This is a genomic window from Corallococcus sp. NCSPR001 (assembly GCF_017309135.1).
Classification (GTDB): domain Bacteria; phylum Myxococcota; class Myxococcia; order Myxococcales; family Myxococcaceae; genus Corallococcus.
In genome coordinates this window covers 191,331-211,342 of the sequence record NZ_JAFIMS010000001.1, presented here as the reverse complement: position 1 = coordinate 211,342, position 20,012 = coordinate 191,331, and the positions used below count along the sequence as shown (strand labels likewise).

The window sequence follows — 20,012 nt, the reverse complement described above, 5'->3', positions numbered from 1 at the left end:
GGGCCGCGGTGTTCCCTTCGCCGAATCCCTTTTTGAGGAAGGTCCAGGCGATGAAGCGCAAGGTCGCGGTGTGTGTCGGGGTGATGGTCGCGGTGGCGGCGGGAGCGGCCGGGGCCGAGGAGCGGAAGGAAGGAACCGCCACCCCTGAGTCGTACGCCGCTCCCGCGCAGGAGACACCGGCGCCCACGGTCGTCGCGGTCCCGGTGTCCGCGCTGTCTCCCGCGCCCCTCGTGGAGGCGGCGACGGGCGGTGAGCCCGCGCGGCCCGCGGCGGTGGCCCAGCAGCGCTCGGACACGGAGGAGATCCACGTCCCGGTGGTGCTGATGGCCCTTCCGCACGTGAGCACGGCGGGCACGGCCACGGAGCGGTTGGTGACCACGTTCGCGCTGGGGGCGCTCGCGACGCATGCGAAGCGGGTGGACGGCGCGGCCATGTCCCTGGGCGCGAACTGGGTGGGCGAGGACCTGTCCGGCGTGCAGCTCACGCTTGGGGCCAACGTGGTGCGCGGCACCGCGTCCGGCGCGCAGTTCGCCGTGGGCGGCAACATCGTCACGGGCGAGCTGGACGGCCTCCAGGCCTCGGTGGGCCTCAACGTGGTGAAGGGCTCGGCGGTGGCCGGTCAGTTCGCCGTGGGCGGCAACGTGGCCGGCGGCGAGCTGGCTGGCGGCCAGTTCTCCGTGGGCGCGAACATCGCGGGCTCGGGCGGCGTGGGGGGCCAGTTCTCCGTGGGCGCGAACATCGCGACCGCGTCGTTCAAGGGCGCGCAGTTCTCGGCGGGCGCGAACATCGCTTCGACGATGTCGGGCCTCCAGGCCTCCTCGGGGCTCAACTACGCGGGCCGGATGGAGGGCGCGCAGCTGTCGCTCCTCAACGTGGGCGGGGACGTGTCCGGCGCGCAGGTGGGGTTGATCAACGTCGCGGGCAAGGTGGATGGCCTCCAGCTGGGGTTGATCAACGTCGCGCGGGAGTCCCAGGGCGAGGCGCTGGGCCTGCTCAGCTTCATCGGCAATGGCCAGGCGAACCTGCAGCTGTGGGCCAGCGACATCGCGTACACCAACGTCGCGGTGAAGTTCGGCGGCCGGCACTTCCACACGCTGCTGACGCTGGGCTTCAACCCGGGGACGGACACGCACCGCCGCCGTTACGTGGGAGGCATGGGCTTTGGCGCGCACATCCCCGCGGGGCCATTGTTCTTCGACCTGGATGTCATTGGCAGCGGCGTGCACACGGACAACCTCTTTCGCGATGGCGACGGCTTGAACGTGCTGGGACAGTTGCGGCTGGTGGCGGGCTGGCAGGTGGCGAAGCGGTTCGCGCTCATCGGCGGCGTCACCGGCAACACGCTCGTGACCTGGGACAACGGGGACCGTTGGGAGGAGCTGGGCATCGGGCCCGAGTGGCGCAGCGTCTCCGACGGGGGACGCACCACCGTGCGTGTGTGGCCGGGCGTCCTGCTGGGCGTGCAGCTCTGACGCGGCATCTGATTCGAAGTACGGGAGGGGAACATGTGGAAGCGTTTGGGATGGGCCGCGCTCGCGGCGGGGCTGCTGTCCGGCTGCTACTTCACGGATGAAATCCAGGGCGACGGCAACACCGTCACGGAGTCGCGCGCGGCGACGGACTTCTCCACCGTGGAGAACCGGGGCTCGCTGGAGGTGGTGATTCGTGAAGGCGAGGTGCCGGACGTGAAGGTCACGCTGGATGAGAACCTCCAGCGCCACGTGCGCACCTTCGTGTCCTCCGGCAACACGCTGGTCATCGAGACGGACGGCTCGTTCGCGCCCCGGGGCCCGGCGCGCGTGGAGGTACTCGTGCCGCGCATGATTGGCGCGACGCAGGACGGCTCCGGCTCCCTGCGCGTGGAGGGCTTCGAGCACGTGAAGGAGGACGTGCGGCTGGTGGCGAAGGGCTCCGGCTCCCTGAGCTTCTGCGGCGGGGTGCGCACGCTGGATGCGAAGCTCAGCGGCTCCGGGAGCATGGAGCTGTGCGCGGCCGGTGAAGGCCTGGCCGAGTGGGTGGACCTGTCCCAGTCCGGCTCCGGCGACCTGAAGTTCGAGGGGTCCGCGAAGCAGGTGCGCTCCCGGGTGGACGGCTCCGGCTTCACGACGCTCAAGGGCGCCACCAACCGGCTCGACGCCTGGCTGGATGGCAGCGGTGGGCTCGGGGCCACGGGCCTCCGGGCCGTGGACGTGAACATCACGTCGCGGAGCTCGGGCGCCGTCACCGCGTACGTGGACGGGGGCGGGGTGACCGTCGTGCTCGACTCGTCGGGGAACGTGGACCTGTACGGCCACGCGCTGTCGACCCAGGTGCGGGCCAGCGGCAGCGGCCGGATCACCTGGCACTGACTAGCTTGTCTTCGACACCCGTGACGTGCGCGGGTGGGGAGGCAGGCGGGCCATGGCGGCGACCATGCGGGCGATGGTGCTCCACGCACCTGGACAGCGCCTGCGGCAGGAGGAGCGGCCCATTCCGGAGCCCGGGCCGGAGCAGGTGCTGTTGAAGGTGCAGGCCTGCGCGGTGTGCCGCACGGACCTGCACGTGGTGGACGGCGAGCTGACGCGCCCGAAGCTGCCGCTGGTGCCGGGCCACGAAATCGTGGCCACGGTGGTGGCGGCGGGCGCGCGGGTGGAGGGCTTCGCCCCCGGGCTGCGGGTGGGCGTGCCGTGGCTGGGGTGGAGCTGCGGGCAGTGCCGCTTCTGCCGCTCCGGCCGGGAGAACCTCTGCGACACGGCGCGCTTCACCGGCTACGACATCGACGGGGGCTTCGCGGAGTACACCGTCGCGGATGCGCGCTTCTGCTTCCCGCTACCGCCGTCGTACCGCGACGTGGAGGCCGCGCCGCTGATGTGCGCGGGGCTCATCGGCTTTCGCAGCCTGCGCATGGCGGGAGAGGGCCCCAGGTTGGGGCTGTATGGCTTTGGCGCCGCCGCGCACATCCTCATCCAGGTGGCGCGGCACCAGGGGCGCCGCGTGCATGCCTTCACGCGCGAGGGCGACGCGAAGGGCCAGGCGTTCGCGCGGGAGCTGGGCGCGGTATGGGCGGGAAGCTCGGACACGCTGCCGCCGGAGCCGCTGGACGCGGCCATCCTCTTCGCTCCGGTGGGCGCGCTGGTGCCCGCCGCGCTGAAGGCCGTGGACAAGGGCGGCGTGGTGGTGTGCGGCGGCATCCACATGAGTGACATCCCGTCGTTCCCCTATTCGGTGTTGTGGGAGGAGCGTGGGGTGCGCTCGGTGGCGAACCTCACGCGACAGGACGCCATGGACTTCCTGGCGTTGGCGCCGCGAGTGCCGGTGCGCACGGAGGTCCAGGTGTTTCCCCTGTCCGCCGCCAACGAGGCGCTCCAGGCCCTGCGCGAAGGCCGCGTGCGAGGGGCCGCGGTCCTGGACATGGCGCTTGCGGAGTAGGGCCGCGCTGGAGCGAGTGCCCGCGCGCCTGTCCGCCTGGATGCTTCGAACGCGAGGGAATGCACAGCTTTGGCGGCACGGAGGATGTGCACCCCATGAAAGCGATTCAGGAGACGGGACCGTTCGAAGGGTATGACCTGGAGAAGACGCACCCGCTGGGCTCGTACGCCATCTTGCTGGGGACCTTCAGCACGACGGTGCTGGGCTTCCTGGGCTGGATGGGGGCGTCGGGGCGGAGCCTCCCCGAGCGGTTCAGCGGCTCCGACCTCGCGCTGCTTGGCATCGCCACGCACGTCGTCACCCGGGTGGTGGCGGCGGACAAGGTCACGGCGGTGGTGCGCGCCCCGTTCACGCGGTTCAAGGGCAACGCCAGCGCGGGAGAGGTGAGTGAGCAGGCCCGTGGCACGGGGTTCCGTCGCGTGATGGGCGAGCTGCTGGACTGCCCCTTCTGCCTGAGCCCGTGGGTGGCCGCGTCCTTCCTCATGTCCGCCACGCTGCGTCCCCGTCAGACGCGGTTCGTGGCCTCCATCTTCGCGCTGAGCGGCGCGTCGTTCTACCTCCACCGGGCCTATGAATGGCTGGGCGAGAGCCTGCACCGCACCCGTTCGCAGGCGCAGATGCTGGCGAAGCGGCAGCAGCGCGAGGCCGAGGCCGACGCCGACGTGCAGCTCCCCGGGCGGGGACCGCAGGTGGTGGAGCCGGGCCGCGCGCCCATCCCGTCCCCGAGCTGACCTCCGGAAGGTGGACCGCGAGGATGTTTGGAGTTTGGATGCCGCGCGTCCGTGATGACTGTTTCGGTCCGACAGCGATTGTGGGAGCAGCTCCTGCTGCCGGGGCTGGTGCTGTCGTGGCTGGGCGTGGTGGTGATGCCGGTATGGCTTCAGGCCGCGCGCCTCTGCTTCGCGAGCTATGACCTGGGCATCTACACCCAGGCCCTGGCGCGTCTGTCCTTCCAGGAGCCGAATCCCTGGCTCAGCGTCCGGCAGGTCCACGTGTTCGCGGACCACTTCGACCCGGTGCTGTGGCTGGCCCGGCCGCTCGTCACGGTGCTGCCCGCGAAGTGGGCGGGGCTCGTGGCGGAAGCGGCCTTCGTCCTGCTGTCGCTCGCGCCGCTCGTGTGGCTCCAGGCGCGAGGGCTGCTGGACCGGACCTCCACCGCGCTCCTGGGCGCGCTGCTGCTGTTCAACCCGGGGACGACGGCCGCGCTCACCTTTCCCATCCATCCCACCACGTGGGCCATGCTGCCGTGGACGTGGCTCGCGGTGGCGTATGGCCTCAAGCGCACGGGGTGGATGCTGGGCGCGCTGGTGCTGCTGTTCGCGTGCAAGGAGGAGTTCCCCTTCGTGGGACTGGTGCTCGCCGGAGGCCTCTGGCTTCGCGGCGAACGGCGGGCCGCGCTGGCGGTGTTCGCGCTGTCCGCGGCGTGGCTCGCGTTCGTGTTCGTGGGGCGCTCGGGGTGGCTGGGGCAGACGGTGGACTACCGCTCGCGGCTGCTGCCGGAGCAGGGACAGGCGTGGGGCGCGTACCTGCGGGAGCGGCTGGCCGGAAAGCAGCTCTCGCGCATGGGCACGCTGCTGGTGGCCTTCGTCCCCTTGAGCCTCTGGGCATGGCGCCGCCAGTGGAGGCCGGATCCGCTGTGGCTGGTGCTGCTCCTGCCCATGCTGGCCATCCGCTTCATGGGCATGGCGTGGCGGTTCCAGTACGGCGCGCCCCTGATGGCCGCCGCGGTGATGCTGTTCCTGCCGCTCCTGCGCCAGCACCGTCCACCGGCCTGGGTGCTGCTGACGACGGGACTGCTGCTCTACACGACCAACGACAACACCGTGCGCTCCGCGTGGCGCACCACCTTCACGCCGGAGGTCTTCCCCGCGCACTGTCCGGCCACGGGCCCGCGCCTCGCGAGCGTCCAGCAGGCGCTGGACGTCCTGGCCGCGAATCCGGGAGGCCGGGTACTGCTGGAGGGCCAGTTCATCGCGGAGGTGGGTGCACGGGACGACGTCTTCGCGGTGGGCGGACCGCAGCTCGATGATCTCGTCTACGACCTGGTGCTGGTGGAGAAGCCCCCTGCTGGCAGCATCTGGCCGCTGCCCGCCGGACGCATGGAGGAGCTCATCGACGTGTGGCGCTCGGGGCCGGGCACCCAGGTGCTCATCGACGACGCGCACGTCTTCCTCGCGCGAGGACACTTCACCGCGAGTCGCTGAGGCCCGTTCGCAGGCAATGACCTCGTGGACCGTGCCGTAATGGGGACATGTCTCTTCCCCTGCTAGTGGGTGCCTTGCTGACGGCCGCGGCCCCCTCCCCGTACCTGGACTCGCGGACCACCGGCGCCGCGTATTGCTATGACCCGGAGAGCCCCTTGCTGCACGAGGCCTTCCGCCGGCCGAAGCCCACGCCCGACACGCGCGTGGACAGCGCCGCGCTGGCGGAGGACGTGCGCTTCCTGCACCAGCTCCTGCGCACCACGTACTCCGGCTGGCCGGAGCTGCTCGCGCACCGCGGCTTTGATCCGGATGCCTTCCTCCAGGACTGGAGCGCGAAGGTGGCCGCGTCCGGGCCCACCGTGTCCTTCCAGGACGGCGTCCTCACGCCCACCATCGCCATCCGCGAGGCGCTGACGGACAACCACTTCGGTCCGTCCGGCCTCCTGAGCCTGCTGCGCGAGGAGCCACGGCTCGCCTTCCGCGAGTACCAGGCCGACGCACCTCCGGGGCTCCCGCTCACGTCCTGCGACGCGAACACCGTGGCGGGCGCGCAGGTGGACACGCTGCGGGTGGCGCCGGTGCTGAAGCCGGAGGGCACCCGGGGACAGCGGCTCACGGTGTCCGCGCGAGGCGGGGGCGATGCACGGACGCTCCAGTGCGGTGACACGTCCGTGGCGCTCACGGTGCGCCCCGTGACTCCGTCTCTGACCTTCGAGCCGAAGGACACCTATACGTACGAACCGAAGGGCGACGTGGGCATCATCACGATCCGCCGCTTCTCAGGGCCGCCCGAGGCCGAAGCCGGGCTGCGCCGGTTCGTCGCGGACGCGCCAAGGCACCGCAAGCACAAGCTGCTGGTGTTCGACCTGCGCGGCAACAGCGGCGGCAACGACGGCTATGTGTACGAGTGGCTGGACGCGATGGTGCGCGGGCCGTGGTTCTCCTCGGGGGAGGTGTGGATGCACGGCGCCTTCTATCCCTGCTTCGAATGGAACTCGCGCGTGCAGCGGCAGGCCATGGATGGCCGGTTGGACACGCCGGAAGCGAAGGCCGAACGTGAAGCCCTCCGTGCGAAGTGGCCGGTGAAGCCAGAGCCCTCGCGGCCCGTGTTCGACAGCGGCCGCGTGGAGGGCCACGCGAAGACGCCCTTCACGGGGCGCATCGTGGTGCTGGTGGACCGGAACTCCGCGTCCTCGGGAGAGAGCGGAGCCTACGCCCTGCACCGCGCCACGGGCGCACCGATGGTGGGCGAGCGGACCGGAGGCTTCCTCACCTACGGCAACGCGCCAAGCTTCGTGCTGCCGCGCACGGGTTTCGCGTGGGTGGTGCCTACCAAGCGCAATTATTTCGCCGACCCCGTGGAGGGCGTGGGACACGCCGTGCAGGTGTACCTGGACGCGGAGGACCTGGGCCGGCCCGTGGCGGAGCTGCTGCCCCGCTTGCGCAAGCTGCCGTGAGTCAACGTGCCCCACGCACCGGGGCGCGTGTCCCGTCATGCCCCGGTGGATGGGGGCCGTTATAGGTATTTCCGTGGGCCCGGGACGTTGGCCGGGCTCATGCAATGCCTTGAATCCACACCGGCTCCAGAGCACGGAGCCCTACCCGAGGCGGACGATGAAGCGCGCACTGCGAATCACCTACCGGGGCATGGAGACGAGCGACACCCTCAACGAGCACATCCGCGACCAGGCGGAGAAGCTGGAGCAGTTCCACGACGGCATCACCGGCTGCAACGTGGTGGTGGAGGAACCCCACCGCCACCACGCCCAGGGGCACCGCTTCCACGTGCGCGTGGAGCTGCACGTGCCGGGCAGGGACATCATCGCGGACCGGGAGCCAGCGGAACTCGCGGCCCACGCGGATGCCTACCAGGCCGTCACCGACGCGTTCGAGGCCGCGCGACGCCAGTTGCAACACCACGCGGACCGCCAGCACGCGCACCACCGCTAGTCATCGCAGGCTGACCGTGGGGCCTCCGGGCTCCACGGCCGGCGCGCTCCTGCCGAGGGACAGCGCTCCTCGGAAGACGATGACCCACCGCGAAACACGGGCACCGGACACTGACCCGGCCCTGGAGGGCGCGATGGCGCCGGGGCGCTTGCCGGTAGCGTCACGGGGGACGGACACCTCCCAGGAGTCGCTCGGAATGAAGAGGCCTTCCAGCCGGGGCTGGCTGATGCTCGCGGGAGCGCTGTGGGTGGGCGGAATCGGCACGGGCGTCGTGGCGCTGGCCCGGTACTCGATGACGCCGGGCGCCGCGCCCGCGACGGCGGAGACGTGGCCCGAGGGAACGCGGCTGACGCGGCGGGCGGGACGTCCGGTGCTGGTGATGCTCGCGCATCCGAAGTGCACCTGCACGCGGGCGAGCCTGTCGGAGCTGGCGGAGGTGCTGACGCACGGGGAGGGACGCGCGGACGCCTTCGTCCTGTTCCTGCGTCCGGAGGGACTGGAGGATGGCTGGGAACAGGGCGACCTGTGGCGCACGGCCGCGAGCATCCCGGGCGTCACGGTGCTGAGCGACCCGGACGGCGTGGAGGCGAAGCGTTTCGGCGCGACGACCTCCGGGCACGTGGTGCTCTACGGCGCGGACGGGCGCCTGCGCTTCAGCGGAGGCATCACGGTGGCGCGAGGGCACGTGGGTGACAGCCCCGGACGCGAGGCGCTGGAGCGCGTGCTGCGAGAGGACGGCGAAGGTGGCGGCACGCCGGTGTATGGCTGCGCGCTGGAGGAGCGCCGGGAGCGCTGAAGCGCGCGGATGTCCTGCGTTGAGCGGTTGGACGCGGGAGCATGTCTGGCGTTGGACGTCCGGGGCAGGAGCGGTTGGCGTGGTGGAGGCGTCTGGGATTGGCTCCGCGCGCTTTCCCATCCCCGAGGAAGACCGCCCATGTCGCTCGACCACTACGTCACCCTGGGCCGCTCCGGCCTGCGCGTCAGTCCCTTCTGCCTGGGCGCCATGACGTTCGGCGAGGACCTGGGCTGGGGCAGCAGCGTGGAGACCTCCAACGCCATCCTGGACCGCTTCATCGAGCGGGGCGGGAACTTCATCGACACGGCGAACGTGTACACGTTCGGGCACGCGGAGAAGATCATCGGGGACCACATCGGGAAGCATCCGGCGAAGCGCGACCGGGTGGTCATCGCCACGAAGTTCTTCGGCAACCTCTTCGAGAGGGATCCGAACGGCGGCGGCGCGGGCCGCAAGTCGGTGATGGCGGCGTGCGATGAGTCGCTGCGCCGGCTTCAGACGGACTACATCGACCTGTACTGGATGCACGCCTGGGACGCGAACACGCCCATCGAGGAGACGATGCGGGCGCTGGACGACCTGGTGCGCTCCGGAAAGGTCCGCTACGTGGGCTTCTCCGACACGCCCGCGTGGAAGGTGGCGCAGGCGCAGGTGACGGCCTTCTTCCGGGGCTGGGCGCCGCTGGTGGCGTTGCAGATCGAGTACTCGCTGCTGGAGCGCACGGTGGAGGGCGAGCTCATCCCGATGGCACGGGAGCTGGGGCTGGGCGTGACGCCGTGGTCGCCGCTGCGCAGCGGCGTGCTGAGCGGCAAGTACACGCGGGAGAACGCGGGCAAGCAGAAGGCGGACCGGGGTGCGTGGGCGGAGGCGTCGCTCAACGAGAAGACCTACAGGCTCATCGACGTGCTCCAGCGCGTGGCGAAGGAGCAGAACACCTCGGTGGCGCGAGTGTCGCTGGCCTGGGTGCAGGGCCGGCCGGGCGTGGCGTCCACCATCCTGGGGGCGCGCACGCTGGAGCAGCTGGACAACAACCTGGGCGCGCTGGACGTGAAGCTGACGCCGGAGCAGGTGAAGGCGCTGGATGACGAATCCCAGCCCACGCTCAACTTCCCGGCGGCCTTCCTCCAGGGCGCGCCGTCCTTCATGCACGCGGGCCTGCGCGTGAACGGGGTCCAGGCCCCGCCCAGCAACCTGACGCCCAAGGCAGGCGCCCCCCGGTACTGATCATCTGGGGAAAGCCAGACCCTGTCGGCACACCGGCGCACAGTGTGGAGTGCGGGGCCTTACGTTTCGGGCCTCGCGCGGGGGCAAATGGCCGCTGAAGCGTTCACGGGCGGACGCTCGCGGTAGCGCGGACGGGGGTCGTTCCTAACATCGGCCCCCTGGCAGTGAGTCGGTGGTTGGGGCGGTCTGGCGCGGTACGGGCGGCGGGGAGGGTGGCGTGAGCGAGCTACTGACAGGTGATGTGTCTTCGCGGGCGCAGGTAGGCGGTTCGGATTTCTCCCGCGACCCCGAGACCTTCGAAGCCGAGCTGGATGCGTGCCTGGATCGCGCGCTCTCCTCCGAGACCTCCGAAGAAGAAGAGATCATCGTGCCGGAGTCCTTCGCGACCGGCCCGCTGCGCGCGCTGCTCGACCTGGCCTCCACCGAGGAGACCTGGCTCCAGTCGCTGCCGCCTCCCTCCAACGACGACGTCGAGCCCCAGCTCACGCTGTCCGCCGAGGCCGCGAACGTCGTCATCCCGGAGTGGCTGCGCGCGGACGAGTCCACGTCTGACGCCTCCTGCGGCGCCGTGACGTCGTGGGATGCCACGCCGCCGTCGCCCGCCTGGGCCACGCCCGGCTCTCCGGCCGAAGCCTACGCGCCGCAGCCGTGGATGCCGTACGCCCCCGTGGCGCCCGAGCCTCCTCCGCCCGCCATCGCCGATGCGTCCACGCGCATCCTCGGCATGAGCCCCATGTCCTTCGTCAGCGCCGTGGCGATGGGCGCGCTCGCCGCGGGTCTCCTCGTCGTCGCGGGCCTGCGGCTCACGTCGAAGGATGAGACGCAGCTCATGCCGCAAGCGCAGGTCCTGACTGGCACCGTGGCCGCGCCGGGCACGCAGGGCTCCGCTACGGGTCAGCAGGGCGCCATGTCCACGCAGGGCTTCTACGGTGTCCCCGGCATCCAGGCGGGTACGCAGGACCTCTCGCAGTCCATCGCGGGCGCCGTGAACACGCCCGCGCTGACGGACGCGCAGCGCGCTGCGCAGGCCCTCACTCCGAACACGCCTGTCCTGTCGGGCCCCGCGAGCGCGGGCCTGACCACCGGCCTGCACACGCTGGCCCCGGACCCCACGCCGTCCACGAAGCCCGCCGCGGTGACGCCGAAGAAGGCCCCCGTGGCCCAGCGAGCGGCCACGCTCGAAGCGCCCGAGGACACCGGCGAGGTCCGCGAGATGTCCTTCGGCAGCGAAATCTCCGAGGAGGAGATGGCCCTGGCCCGTCAGGCCGCCGCCGAAGCCGCGGCCGAAGAGGCCGCGCCGCCCGAATCCGAAATCGACGAGGACTTCGCCCGCGAGCTCGGCTTCACCGACGAAGCGGAGTCCCCGGAGGCCTCCGCCCCGAAGCAGGCCCAGGAGAAGACCGTCTACATCCCGCCGGCCCCGACCTCCGAGCGCGAGCAGCTCGCGCCCTCGGACATCACCAACGTGGTCGTCACGAACCAGCCCGCCATCGCCGCCTGCGTCCAGAACTTCAAGACCGGCACCGCCCTGGAGAACGGCGGCCGCTTCCAGCTGCGCTGGTCCGTGGACCCCGCCGGCACCGTCTCCGGCGTGTCCATGGAGACCGAGGCCCTGAAGGGCTCCCCGCTCGCCGGCTGCATCGAGGACCAGGTGCGCGGCTGGAAGTTCCCCGTGCACCGCGTCGCCATGAACGCCCCCGTGCACTACCCCTTCGTCTTCTAGCCCCCTGGACAATCAAAACATTCACGAATATGTATATACACGTCCATGAATGTTGACGTCTTCCAGACCCTGGCCGACCCCACGCGCCGCCGCATCGTCGAGGCGCTGAAGGGCGGCGAGCTGTCGGTGAACGACCTGGTGGCCCGGGTGGACATCCAGCAGTCGGGTGTCTCCCGTCACCTGGGGATCCTCCAGGAAGCGGGCTTCGTCCATGTCCGCCCCGAGGGCACGAAGCGGCTGTACTCGCTTCGCCCGGAGCCCTTTCAGGAGCTCGATGCCTGGGTCACCGGGTATCGCGGCCTCTGGGAGGCCCGCCTCGACCGGTTCGGTCAGGCGCTCGAGCGAAGACGCAAGGCACGCACGGACGCCCCCAAATCCGAGGAGGAACCCCCATGACGACCCAGGCCGAGACCACGAAGCGCAGCACCGTCACCTTCGAGCGCAGCTACACGGCGACGCTCGACGAGGTCTGGGAGCTGTGGACCACGAAGGACGGCTTCGAATCCTGGTGGGGCCCCGAGGGCTTCACCGTGAAGGTGCACGAACTGGACGCGCGTCCGGAAGGCCTGCTGCGCTACGACATGATCGCCACCGCGCCGGAGCAGGTCGCCTTCATGAAGCAGGCGGGCATGCCCCTCTCCAGCCCCAGCAGCCTCACGTACACGGAGCTGACGCCGAAGACACGGCTCGCGTACCGGCACGCGGTGGACTTCATCCCGGGCGTCACGCCGTACACCGTCTCCACGGTGGTGGACTTCGAGGCGAAGGGCGGCACCGTACGGATGACCGTCACGTCCGACGCCATGCACAGCGAGGAGTGGACGAAGCGGGCGTCCATGGGCATGCAGAGCCAGCTCAACAAGCTCGACAAGCGGTTCCAGCGTTAGATTGGCGCATGGCCGCGCGGGAGGACCCAGACCCCATCGAGTTGCACCTGTGTCACCGTTGCCTGATGCGGCTGCCGGTGGACGCGGGCGGGGTGGACCTTCCGCGCCGGGTGCGTGAAGCGCTCAAGGCCCACGGCCTGGCGGACAAGACGCAGCTCATCCCCGCGTCCTGTCTGGGTCACTGCCCCACGGGGAAGGTCACCGTGCTCGTGGTCCCCGACTCCACGGCGCGGGGCACGCACGCGAAGCTCATCGACCCGAAGGAGGACGGCGAGGATCTCGCGAAGCACCTGGAGTCACGGCTCGTCCGGGGCCCGTCGAAAGCCGGGCCGCCTTGAGCAGGGCCTCCATCATGGGCACGCAGCTCGCGGTCCCCGTGCCGGCAATCGCATAGGCGGTGCCGTGGTCCGGGGACGTGCGAGGCACCGGCAGGCCCAGCGTCACGTTCACCGTCCGCTCGAAGTCCAGCGCCTTGGCCGGGATGAGCCCCTGGTCGTGGTACATGGCCAGCACCACGTCGTACTTCGCGCCGACCTCATCAGGCCGCGCGAACAGTCCGTCCGCGGGGATGGGCCCCTGCGCATCCACCCGCTTCGCCCGCGCGAGGCGGACGGCGGGGCCAATCACCTCCACCTCCTCGCGCCCCAGCATCCCGCCCTCGCCCGCATGAGGGTTGAGCCCCAGCACGGCGATGCGCGGCTTGCGGCCCACCACCGGCTCCAGGCTGCGCGAGAGCAACTGAAGCTGCGCCACCAGCTTCTCCACCGTCAGCAGCTTCGGCAGCGCGGAGATGGGGACGTGGTTCGTCGCCAGCGCGATGCGCACGCGAGGCCCGTCCATCATCATCAACACGTCCACGCCGAACGCGTCCGCCAGGACCTCCGTGTGGCCCATGAACGGGATGCCCGCGCGCGAAATCTCCTCCTTCGACACGGGCGCGGTGCACAGCGCGTCCACCGTCCCGGCGCGCATCGCGTCGATGGCGGCCCGCACGTACGCGTACTGCGCCTTGCCACCTTCGCGCGAGGGCTTGCCCGGCACGCGGTGCTTCGGCGGAAGGTGCGTGACCTCCACCACCGCGGGCCCTGTCGTGCGGCCCAGGTCCTCCAGGGCCACGCGAGGCCAGCGGCGGAAGAGGGGAAAGCCCTCCAGCGTGGGCCCGTCCCCGAACACCACCGGCACCAGCGCGCGGCGCACCGCGGGCTTCGCCAGGGCCAGGGCCGTCACCTCCGGCCCGATGCCCGACACGTCCCCCAGCGAGATGCCCACGCGGGGGCGCGCGTCCGCCGTGGTCACCGGGCGCGGGCTCACATCTTCACTTCGACGTTGGCCTTCGAGCGCAGCTCCTGGACGTACTGGTCCAGGAACTTCTCCGTCTTTTCGTTGAGGAGCTTGGACTCCAGCTTGGGCTTCATCTCCTCGAAGGAGGCCACGGCGATGTTGCGGCGCTCCTCCACCTTGAGGATGTGCCAGCCGAAGTTGGTGCGGATGGGCTCGCTGACCTCACCCTCCTTGAGGTTGAAGGCGGCCTTCTCGAAGGCGGGCACCATCACGCCGCGCTTGAAGTAGCCCAGGTCACCGCCGTCCGACGCGCTGGGGCCCTCGCTGCGGGCGCGCGCCAGGGCCGCGAAGTCCATGCCCGGCCGGCGGGCCTCCTGCGCGATGCCCTCCGCCTTCTGCTTCGCGGCGGCCACCTGCTCCGGCGTGGCCTTGGCGTCCACCTGCACCAGGATGTGGCGGGCGTGCACCTCCACGTCCTCGCTCTCCATGCGCGTGTACTGCGTGTACGCGGCCTTCAGGTCCTCCTCGGTGACCTTCACCTTGGGGCCCACCTTCATGCGCAGGAGCTTGTCGCGCACCACGCGCTTGCGGAGCATGTCCTTGTAGCCGGCGAGCGTGAAGCCCTCGTTCTTGAGCAGCTGCTCGAACTGGCTCATGTCGCTGACGTTGTTCTGCTTGAGCACGTCCTGCACCAGCTCATCCACCTCCGCCTCGGTGGTGGTGATGCCCAGCTGCTGGGTCTCCGACTCCATCAGCTTCTCGCCGATGAGCGTGTCCAGCGCGGTCTTCATCAGCTGCGCGCGGGCCTCGGCGCGCTTGTGCGGGTCGATTTCGGAGTTCACGCGCTGGAGCTCCGGCGCGGCGCGCTGCTGCACCTCCGACAGCGGGATGATGTCGCGGTTCACCACCGCCGCCACCTTGTCCACCAGCTCCGCGCGGGCGGACGTCGCCCCCGTGAAGAGCATCACCGCCGCCAGGAACGCCACCAGGTTCTTCATCGCAACGACCCTCTTGAGACAAACGCCGGGAGCCCAACAGGCCCGCTCCCGGAAAAGTCCTTCACTTCGCCGCCTGCGGCGCCGGCCGCCCGCGGATGGTCTGCAGCGTGGCCTCGTTCACCACCACCTGGGCCTTGTCGCGCAGCTCCTTCTCGAAGGCCTCCTGCGCCGCCGCCCGCTTGGCCTCCAAGAGGCGCCCCTCCACCTTCGCGCGCACCTCCACCAGCTCCCGCTTCCTCGCCGACCTGCGCTCCAGCACCTTGAACAGGTGGTAGCCGTACTCCGTGGACACCACGTCCGAAACCTGCCCCACCCCCAGCTTGAATACCACCTCGTCGAAGGCCGGCGGCATCTGTCCCCGGGGGAAGAAGCCCAGGTCGCCCCCCACCTTGGCGTCCGCGCTGAGCGAGTAGCGCCGCGCGAGGTCGGAGAACTTCTTGCCCGCCTTGAGCTGGGCCTGGAGCCTGCGCGCCTCGTCCAGCCCCTTCACCACCATCTGCGCGGCGTGGACCTCCTCCGGCTCCTGGAAGTCCGCCTCGTGCGCCGCGTAGTACGCGCGCAGCTCCTCCTCCGTCACCGCCACGCGCGAGTAGACGTGGTGGGTGAAGAGCTTCTCGATGGTGAGCCGGCTCGCTTCCCGCGCGCGCAGCTCCGCCATGGACAGCTGCCCCTGGGCGAGCACCTCATTGAAGTTGCCCGCCGGGTAGTCGCCGGACAGCCGCAGCACGCCGCGGTCCACCTCTTCGGGGGTCACGGCGATGTTGTTCTGCTTCGCCGCCTGGAGCAGCAGCATGCGCTTCACGAGCGTGTCCACGAGCGCCCGCTTGAAGGGCTCCACCTCCTCGGGCGTGGGCTCCGGCCCCTCCGTGGTGGCCAGCTCCCGCGCCAGCTCCTGTTCGAAGTCCGTCCGGCTGAGCGACTCGCCGTTCACGGTGGCCACCACCGTGGGGTCCGGCCCCTCCTGGGCCTGCGGCCGGCAGCCCGTCAGCCCCAGGACTCCCAGGGCGAGCCCCAGGCTCAGGACGACGGACCGCGAAAGCAGGGAGGCGCGGAAGGAAGCGGGACGCATGCGCTGGGGCCTCGGGGGAGGGGACAGGGGACCTTCCACGGTGGAGCGGTGCCGCCGGGCTTTCAAGCGGGACATCACGGCCGGGATGGGAAGCGAACGGATGGGCCCATGGGACGGCCTCCCGGGTAGCACGCCGGGAGGGTCCGGACAACCCGCGCTCCGGGAGGGCGCTTCCCCTACAGCGGGGTGGCGTTGGAGGACAGGAAGGCCTCCACCTGGGGAAAGATTTCGTCCGGCGCCTTGCGGCCCAGAATCAGGTCCGCGTGGCCGTAGTCCGCCGCGAAGCCGTGGCCGCGCCCGGCGACCAGCATCTTCACGGGGCCGCCCAGGTGCTCCTTCGCCCGGGCCACCGCCAGGGGCGGCGCGAGCAGGTCCCGGCTGCCGGCGATGAGCAGGAAGGGAATCTTCACCCCGGCGAGCGGCTCGCGGTAGTCGAAGCTCCCGTCGAACGTCGTGAACTGGCTGGTGGTGATCCACCGGGCGAACTGCCGCCCCACGCCCCCGGCCACGTCCGCCGGCACGTTGGCCAGCGCCCAGCGCACCACCTGCGGATCCATGTTGTCCGCCAGCATCATGTACCGGGTGAGCGGCCCCGGCGGCGCCCCGAAGAACGCGATGCTGGTGACGCGCCGGGTGGGGATGACCTTGAGCTTGAGCACGGGCTCCACCCGCTGGACGAACGCCCGCAGGCCCGGCTGCACCGCGAAGGTAAAAGGTGCACCCAGGGACACCGCCGCCTTCACCGGCGCCTGGGGGTTCCGGGCCAGGTGGGCATAGAGCATCAGGCCGCCCTTGGAGTGGCCCACCCAGAGCACTTGCTGGGCACCGGTGGACATCACGGTGCGCAAAGCGGTTCTCACATCGTGTTCAGCCTGATCATCAAAATTCCAGTCCGCGCACGCCCCGGCCAGGCCCCGGCCGCGCAGCTCGATGACCCAGGTCTCGAACCCCGCCCGCGCCAGGTAGCGCGCCAGGCTGTACTGCTCGTTGAAGTCCATGTGGAAGCGGTTGGCTCCCAGCCCGTGGCACAGGAGGACCGGCTCCGCGAACCGGCGCTCCCCTCGAGGGTGGTAGCGCCCCAGCGCGATGGCCGCTCCGTCGTCCGTGGGCACCCGGTACAGCTCGTCCGGCTTGAACGTGAGGGTCAGCAACCCCTCCTTGCTCCTCTCCACCGCCTTGGTGAAGAGGTCCGCCATCCGGCTCAACCGGGGTGCTGATGCCTGTCGTGATGTCACATCTTCAGTCTACGCCCTACGCCCGGACGATGCCGGAGTGTCGCGGGCGGACTTTCGCGGGACGGCAGGACAGTTGCAGGGGATGTAAGTCCATCGCGGGGAGGTCGTGGAAATGGGGCAGGGCCGGGGTTTCAGGGAAGCGTTGTCGTCCTTCATCGCCACAGTTTTTCCCACAGACACACTGCTGGGTGCCTTGAAGGTGATGGAGCGGCACCACGTGCAGGTGGTGGGGGTGGTGGGGGCGGGGGGCAGTCTGGTGGGCGTGGTGCACGAAACGCAGGTCCTGGCGGGCTGGCGCACGGATCCGCTGGCGCAGGTGTCGGACGTGATGGCGCGCGTTCGCAAGACGCATGCGGTCCGCAGCCAGAAGCGGCGGCTGGCGCGGCTGCACGGCAGGCGTGGGGACAGGCAGAAGCTCTTCTGAGGGGCGGGGGCCAGGCGGTAGAGTGGGGCCCGACGTGTCGGAAGCCCCGCCCACCGCCTGGACCGTGTACATGCTGCGCTGCCGGGACGGCACGCTCTACACGGGTGCCACCAACAACCTGGAGCGCCGCCTGGCCACGCATGGCCGGGGCAAGGGCGCCGCGTACACGCGGGCCCGGCTGCCGGTGACGCTGGTGTGGAGCGAGCCCGCCCAGGACCGCGGTGCCGCCCTGCGCCGCGAGGCCGCCATCAAGCGGCTGACGCGCGCGGACAAGTTGCGGCTGTTCGCGCGGCGCCCGGGACGGCGGTGACGCACATGCCCCGGGCTTGTTTGCGCGAAGGGGTTGGCTTCACGACGCGGGATGCGCGCCGCGCGACAGTTGGCGCGGCGCTCGCGGGTGTTTCATCGCCTGCTGATGAGTCGGCCGGGGCCCCCGGGTGGGTGTACGGAACGCCGGGGGCCGAATTAGGGTGTGGCCGTTCCTAGCAGGGGGAAGTTCATGTCGCGTTCTCGCTCGTTCATGTTCGCTTTGCTTGCCTTGGGTCTGGGGAGCGTGGGGTGCGGCGCGCCCAACCACCAGCCCGTCATCACCGCCGGACCGCGCCCGCTGGGCTCACCGTCCACGCCGGGCGGCCTCAAGTTCGAGGAGGGCACTGTCATCCAGCTCCAGCTGGAGGTGACGGACGCGGACAACGACGAGATCTTCTACCGCTGGACGCAGAACCCCTCGAACGCGGGCGGCGTGTTCAGCGACCCCAACATCGCCACGCCCACCTGGACGGCGCCGGCGCCGCCGGAGAACCCCAACCAGCCCATCTACCTCTACGTGGAGGTGGAGGACCACAACGGGGGCGTGCTGCTGGGCCAGTCGCCCCCGCTCTACATCCTGCCGAAGCAGCAGTAGCGCGCCCCGGCTTCAGGCGGCGGTGGCCGCGGGCGGCGGAGAGCCCGGACGCTGCTTCGCGCGGCTCCGGGCGCGCACGGCGAAGAGGATGGCGGCCACCAGGCCCACGCCCGCGCCAATGGCCGCGCCCATCAGCTGCGAGTGCATCAGCGACGCCGTCACGCTGCGCACCACCTCCGGCAGGTTGCACATGGTCTGCGTGGCGAGCGGCGTGCTGTTGTTCCACTCGATGTAGGAGGGGGCCGCCAGCGACGCGACGAAGGTGCCCAGCAGGGTGCCGGCCAGGATGAAGATGAGGAACGTCTTGAGCATCGGCATGGTGGGGACCTCCTCGGAAGGTGGGCGGCGGGCCGTCCTTAGTATGTGCACGCCCGCCGCGAAAGGGGCGAAGGCGTGCTAAGGGGGCGGGTGTGCCGCTCCTGCCACTCGCCATCCTGTTCGGGGTCGTCTCGCTCGTGTGCGCGGCCCTCCTGCTGACGCACGCCTTCCGCCGCAGCGTGGGCACGGGCGTCATGGTGCTGCTCATCCCCTGCTACATGCTCGTCTACGCGTTCAGCCAGTTCGAGCACCCGCGCAAGAACCTCATCGTCGCGGGCTTCGTGGCCAGCACCGTGCTGACGGCGGTGTTCCTGGGCATGGGCGCGCACGGCATCGCGGCGGTGATGGCCCGCACGCCGCCCCCCGGCTTCTAGGTGACGCGCGGATGAGCGCGAGCCCCACGGGTGCCCGCTGTGGCCAGCACCCGGACGCGGCCGCGGTGGCCCTCTGCGCGCGCTGCGGCGGCTACCTGTGCGGCGCGTGCACGGAGGTGGTGGAGGCGACGGCGTACTGCGCGCCGTGCGCGGAGCGGCACCTGCGCCACACGCGTCCGTCGCGCGCGGTGCGGTGGGCGCTCCTGTCCAACGTGCTGGGGCTCCTGGCTCTTGGCGCGCCCCTGGTGCACGCAGGGTCGGCCTACCGGCGGTGGGCCGGAGGCTGGGGGATGATACTCGCGCTGGTGGCCACGCTGGCGGCGGCGGTGGCGGGCACCGTCATCGCCACGCGCAAGCTGCGGCGCCGCGAAGAGGTGGGCGACCGCGGGCTCGCCACCGTGTTGCGCGTCCTGGCCGCGCTGAACCTGCTGGGGCTGCTGCTGTATGGCGCGCTCACCGTCTTCGTGCTGGCCCTGGTGCGGCGGGAGCACTGAAGGCCGGGGGCCGCGTCACACGCCGCGCTCGTTGGGGTCCCAGAGGTACTTGTGCATCTGGAGCTGGAAGCGCACCGGCAGCCGGTCCTCGATGATCCACTCCGCCAACTGGCGCGGGTGGAGCTTGTCGAAGATGGTGGAGAACAGGACGCTGTAGGGCTTCCGTCCCAGCTGGTGCTCCTGCACGAGCGCGCGCGCCCACTCGTAGTCCACGCGTGAGCCGATGACGATCTTCAGCTCGTCGTTGGCGTTCATGGACGTGAGGTTGCGGTAGTCGTTGCGGTCGCACTCGCCGGACGACGGCGTCTTCATGTCCACGATTTTGTGGACGGCCGGGGGCACGAGCCGCACGTCGATGGCGCCGCTCGTCTCCAGCAGCACCTTGAGGCCCGCGTCCAGGAGCGCCTCCATCAGCGGGTACACGCCAGGCTGGAGCAGGGGCTCGCCGCCCGTCACCTCCACGGTGGGCGTGTTCCAGGCCAGCGCCTTCTCGACGATGTCGGGAATCTTCATGCGGCTGCCGCCGTGGAAGGCGAACTCGCTGTCGCAGTACGTGCAGCGCAGGTGGCAGCCGGTGAGGCGGATGAAGCCGCACAGCATGCCGGCGTGGGACGACTCGCCCTGGAGGGAGAGATAGAGTTCCTTCACCACGACGGAGTCAGCGGTGGGGACGCGGCGGGGCTCGATGTGCGGGCGTGCGGCAGGCATGGCGTGCGAAGGGGC

The 20,012-nt window shown here is 70.6% G+C and carries 24 protein-coding genes; 18 read left to right on the top strand and 6 right to left on the bottom strand.

Going from position 1 to position 20,012, the window contains the following annotated elements:
* Positions 1-50: 50 nt before the first annotated feature.
* The 13 genes from JYJ93_RS00915 to JYJ93_RS00855 all read left to right on the top strand — a co-directional run bounded on the left by JYJ93_RS00915 (position 51) and on the right by JYJ93_RS00855 (position 12,530).
* Entirely contained in the window at positions 51-1,472 is a 1,422-nt protein-coding gene (locus JYJ93_RS00915; protein WP_206785849.1) for a hypothetical protein, read from the top strand.
* 33 nt (positions 1,473-1,505) lie between these two features.
* Positions 1,506-2,348, top strand: coding sequence for a DUF2807 domain-containing protein (locus tag JYJ93_RS00910; RefSeq protein ID WP_206785848.1), 843 nt, complete (start codon positions 1,506-1,508; stop codon positions 2,346-2,348).
* Positions 2,349-2,400: 52 nt separating this feature from the next.
* The gene (locus JYJ93_RS00905; protein ID WP_206785847.1) at positions 2,401-3,408 is read left to right on the top strand and encodes a zinc-dependent alcohol dehydrogenase family protein; all 1,008 of its coding nucleotides are present in this window, start codon (positions 2,401-2,403) and stop codon (positions 3,406-3,408) included.
* A 95-nt stretch (positions 3,409-3,503) separates the two neighbouring features.
* Positions 3,504-4,139: a DUF1360 domain-containing protein gene (locus JYJ93_RS00900; protein ID WP_206785846.1), complete on the top strand. Its 636-nt coding sequence runs from the start codon at positions 3,504-3,506 to the stop codon at positions 4,137-4,139.
* Positions 4,140-4,193: 54 nt separating this feature from the next.
* The gene (locus JYJ93_RS00895) at positions 4,194-5,612 is read left to right on the top strand and encodes a DUF2079 domain-containing protein (RefSeq protein WP_206786096.1); all 1,419 of its coding nucleotides are present in this window, start codon (positions 4,194-4,196) and stop codon (positions 5,610-5,612) included.
* Positions 5,613-5,659: 47 nt separating this feature from the next.
* Positions 5,660-7,069 carry a S41 family peptidase gene (locus JYJ93_RS00890; RefSeq protein WP_206785844.1) on the top strand — a complete coding sequence of 470 codons (1,410 nt, stop codon included), beginning with the start codon at positions 5,660-5,662 and terminating at the stop codon, positions 7,067-7,069.
* 157 nt (positions 7,070-7,226) lie between these two features.
* Complete coding sequence (locus JYJ93_RS00885) at positions 7,227-7,562, top strand: HPF/RaiA family ribosome-associated protein (protein WP_206785842.1); 336 nt, start codon at positions 7,227-7,229, stop codon at positions 7,560-7,562.
* Between the two features lie 196 nt (positions 7,563-7,758).
* Positions 7,759-8,358, top strand: coding sequence for a RedB protein (locus JYJ93_RS00880; RefSeq protein WP_206785840.1), 600 nt, complete (start codon positions 7,759-7,761; stop codon positions 8,356-8,358).
* Between the two features lie 138 nt (positions 8,359-8,496).
* Positions 8,497-9,582: an aldo/keto reductase gene (locus JYJ93_RS00875; protein ID WP_206785839.1), complete on the top strand. Its 1,086-nt coding sequence runs from the start codon at positions 8,497-8,499 to the stop codon at positions 9,580-9,582.
* A gap of 217 nt (positions 9,583-9,799) precedes the next feature.
* Positions 9,800-11,305, top strand: coding sequence for an AgmX/PglI C-terminal domain-containing protein (locus tag JYJ93_RS40750; protein WP_206785836.1), 1,506 nt, complete (start codon positions 9,800-9,802; stop codon positions 11,303-11,305).
* A gap of 45 nt (positions 11,306-11,350) precedes the next feature.
* Positions 11,351-11,701 carry a metalloregulator ArsR/SmtB family transcription factor gene (locus tag JYJ93_RS00865; protein ID WP_206785834.1) on the top strand — a complete coding sequence of 117 codons (351 nt, stop codon included), beginning with the start codon at positions 11,351-11,353 and terminating at the stop codon, positions 11,699-11,701.
* Positions 11,698-12,192, top strand: a complete 495-nt coding sequence (locus tag JYJ93_RS00860) for an SRPBCC domain-containing protein (protein ID WP_206785833.1) — start codon at positions 11,698-11,700, stop codon at positions 12,190-12,192. The genes JYJ93_RS00865 and JYJ93_RS00860 overlap by 4 nt, the downstream gene beginning before the upstream one ends.
* A gap of 8 nt (positions 12,193-12,200) precedes the next feature.
* The gene (locus tag JYJ93_RS00855; RefSeq protein ID WP_206785832.1) at positions 12,201-12,530 is read left to right on the top strand and encodes a hypothetical protein; all 330 of its coding nucleotides are present in this window, start codon (positions 12,201-12,203) and stop codon (positions 12,528-12,530) included.
* Here JYJ93_RS00855 and pdxA read toward each other — a convergent pair.
* The 4 genes from pdxA to JYJ93_RS00835 form a co-directional block, all read right to left on the bottom strand.
* Positions 12,442-13,503, bottom strand: a complete 1,062-nt coding sequence (pdxA, locus tag JYJ93_RS00850) for a 4-hydroxythreonine-4-phosphate dehydrogenase PdxA (protein ID WP_269012939.1) — start codon at positions 13,501-13,503, stop codon at positions 12,442-12,444. The two genes, JYJ93_RS00855 and pdxA, sit on opposite strands and share 89 nt — an antisense overlap.
* Entirely contained in the window at positions 13,500-14,471 is a 972-nt protein-coding gene (locus JYJ93_RS00845) for a peptidylprolyl isomerase (protein ID WP_206785831.1), read from the bottom strand. Before JYJ93_RS00845 ends, pdxA begins: the two co-directional genes overlap by 4 nt.
* A 61-nt stretch (positions 14,472-14,532) precedes the next feature.
* Entirely contained in the window at positions 14,533-15,540 is a 1,008-nt protein-coding gene (locus tag JYJ93_RS00840) for a peptidyl-prolyl cis-trans isomerase (protein WP_206785830.1), read from the bottom strand.
* Between the two features lie 176 nt (positions 15,541-15,716).
* Complete coding sequence (locus JYJ93_RS00835) at positions 15,717-16,736, bottom strand: alpha/beta fold hydrolase (protein WP_206785829.1); 1,020 nt, start codon at positions 16,734-16,736, stop codon at positions 15,717-15,719.
* A gap of 151 nt (positions 16,737-16,887) precedes the next feature.
* Between JYJ93_RS00835 and JYJ93_RS00830 the strand changes: the two genes are divergently transcribed.
* From JYJ93_RS00830 to JYJ93_RS00820, 3 genes are all read left to right on the top strand, one after another.
* Entirely contained in the window at positions 16,888-17,199 is a 312-nt protein-coding gene (locus tag JYJ93_RS00830; protein WP_206786093.1) for a CBS domain-containing protein, read from the top strand.
* Positions 17,200-17,269: 70 nt separating this feature from the next.
* The gene (locus JYJ93_RS00825) at positions 17,270-17,509 is read left to right on the top strand and encodes a GIY-YIG nuclease family protein (RefSeq protein ID WP_206786092.1); all 240 of its coding nucleotides are present in this window, start codon (positions 17,270-17,272) and stop codon (positions 17,507-17,509) included.
* A 189-nt stretch (positions 17,510-17,698) separates the two neighbouring features.
* Positions 17,699-18,103, top strand: a complete 405-nt coding sequence (locus JYJ93_RS00820) for a hypothetical protein (RefSeq protein WP_206785828.1) — start codon at positions 17,699-17,701, stop codon at positions 18,101-18,103.
* A 12-nt stretch (positions 18,104-18,115) separates the two neighbouring features.
* Here JYJ93_RS00820 and JYJ93_RS00815 read toward each other — a convergent pair whose 3' ends face one another.
* Positions 18,116-18,421: a hypothetical protein gene (locus JYJ93_RS00815; RefSeq protein ID WP_206785827.1), complete on the bottom strand. Its 306-nt coding sequence runs from the start codon at positions 18,419-18,421 to the stop codon at positions 18,116-18,118.
* Between the two features lie 92 nt (positions 18,422-18,513).
* On the opposite strand from JYJ93_RS00815, the gene JYJ93_RS00810 reads away from it, so the two are divergent.
* On the top strand, positions 18,514-18,795 hold the full coding sequence (locus JYJ93_RS00810) for a hypothetical protein (protein WP_120550141.1): 282 nt from the start codon (positions 18,514-18,516) through the stop codon (positions 18,793-18,795).
* Between the two features lie 11 nt (positions 18,796-18,806).
* Positions 18,807-19,289: a hypothetical protein gene (locus JYJ93_RS00805; RefSeq protein ID WP_206785826.1), complete on the top strand. Its 483-nt coding sequence runs from the start codon at positions 18,807-18,809 to the stop codon at positions 19,287-19,289.
* Positions 19,290-19,304: 15 nt separating this feature from the next.
* Here JYJ93_RS00805 and JYJ93_RS00800 read toward each other — a convergent pair whose 3' ends face one another.
* Positions 19,305-19,997, bottom strand: coding sequence for a radical SAM protein (locus tag JYJ93_RS00800; protein ID WP_206785825.1), 693 nt, complete (start codon positions 19,995-19,997; stop codon positions 19,305-19,307).
* Positions 19,998-20,012: the final 15 nt, after the last annotated feature.

Bases quoted from the DNA above. Each gene is read 5' to 3' on its own strand.
- JYJ93_RS00915 (WP_206785849.1), top strand. From the start codon at position 51: ATGAAGCGCAAGGTCGCGGTGTGTGTCGGGGTGATGGTCGCGGTGGCG.
- JYJ93_RS00910 (WP_206785848.1), top strand. From the start codon at position 1,506: ATGTGGAAGCGTTTGGGATGGGCCGCGCTCGCGGCGGGGCTGCTGTCC.
- JYJ93_RS00905 (WP_206785847.1), top strand. From the start codon at position 2,401: ATGGCGGCGACCATGCGGGCGATGGTGCTCCACGCACCTGGACAGCGC.
- JYJ93_RS00900 (WP_206785846.1), top strand. From the start codon at position 3,504: ATGAAAGCGATTCAGGAGACGGGACCGTTCGAAGGGTATGACCTGGAG.
- JYJ93_RS00895 (WP_206786096.1), top strand. From the start codon at position 4,194: ATGACTGTTTCGGTCCGACAGCGATTGTGGGAGCAGCTCCTGCTGCCG.
- JYJ93_RS00890 (WP_206785844.1), top strand. From the start codon at position 5,660: ATGTCTCTTCCCCTGCTAGTGGGTGCCTTGCTGACGGCCGCGGCCCCC.
- JYJ93_RS00885 (WP_206785842.1), top strand. From the start codon at position 7,227: ATGAAGCGCGCACTGCGAATCACCTACCGGGGCATGGAGACGAGCGAC.
- JYJ93_RS00880 (WP_206785840.1), top strand. From the start codon at position 7,759: ATGAAGAGGCCTTCCAGCCGGGGCTGGCTGATGCTCGCGGGAGCGCTG.
- JYJ93_RS00875 (WP_206785839.1), top strand. From the start codon at position 8,497: ATGTCGCTCGACCACTACGTCACCCTGGGCCGCTCCGGCCTGCGCGTC.
- JYJ93_RS00865 (WP_206785834.1), top strand. From the start codon at position 11,351: ATGAATGTTGACGTCTTCCAGACCCTGGCCGACCCCACGCGCCGCCGC.
- JYJ93_RS00860 (WP_206785833.1), top strand. From the start codon at position 11,698: ATGACGACCCAGGCCGAGACCACGAAGCGCAGCACCGTCACCTTCGAG.
- JYJ93_RS00855 (WP_206785832.1), top strand. From the start codon at position 12,201: ATGGCCGCGCGGGAGGACCCAGACCCCATCGAGTTGCACCTGTGTCAC.
- JYJ93_RS00845 (WP_206785831.1), bottom strand. From the start codon at position 14,471: ATGAAGAACCTGGTGGCGTTCCTGGCGGCGGTGATGCTCTTCACGGGG.
- JYJ93_RS00840 (WP_206785830.1), bottom strand. From the start codon at position 15,540: ATGCGTCCCGCTTCCTTCCGCGCCTCCCTGCTTTCGCGGTCCGTCGTC.
- JYJ93_RS00835 (WP_206785829.1), bottom strand. From the start codon at position 16,736: ATGGCGGACCTCTTCACCAAGGCGGTGGAGAGGAGCAAGGAGGGGTTG.
- JYJ93_RS00830 (WP_206786093.1), top strand. From the start codon at position 16,888: ATGGGGCAGGGCCGGGGTTTCAGGGAAGCGTTGTCGTCCTTCATCGCC.
- JYJ93_RS00825 (WP_206786092.1), top strand. From the start codon at position 17,270: ATGCTGCGCTGCCGGGACGGCACGCTCTACACGGGTGCCACCAACAAC.
- JYJ93_RS00820 (WP_206785828.1), top strand. From the start codon at position 17,699: ATGTCGCGTTCTCGCTCGTTCATGTTCGCTTTGCTTGCCTTGGGTCTG.
- JYJ93_RS00815 (WP_206785827.1), bottom strand. From the start codon at position 18,421: ATGCCGATGCTCAAGACGTTCCTCATCTTCATCCTGGCCGGCACCCTG.
- JYJ93_RS00805 (WP_206785826.1), top strand. From the start codon at position 18,807: ATGAGCGCGAGCCCCACGGGTGCCCGCTGTGGCCAGCACCCGGACGCG.
- JYJ93_RS00800 (WP_206785825.1), bottom strand. From the start codon at position 19,997: ATGCCTGCCGCACGCCCGCACATCGAGCCCCGCCGCGTCCCCACCGCT.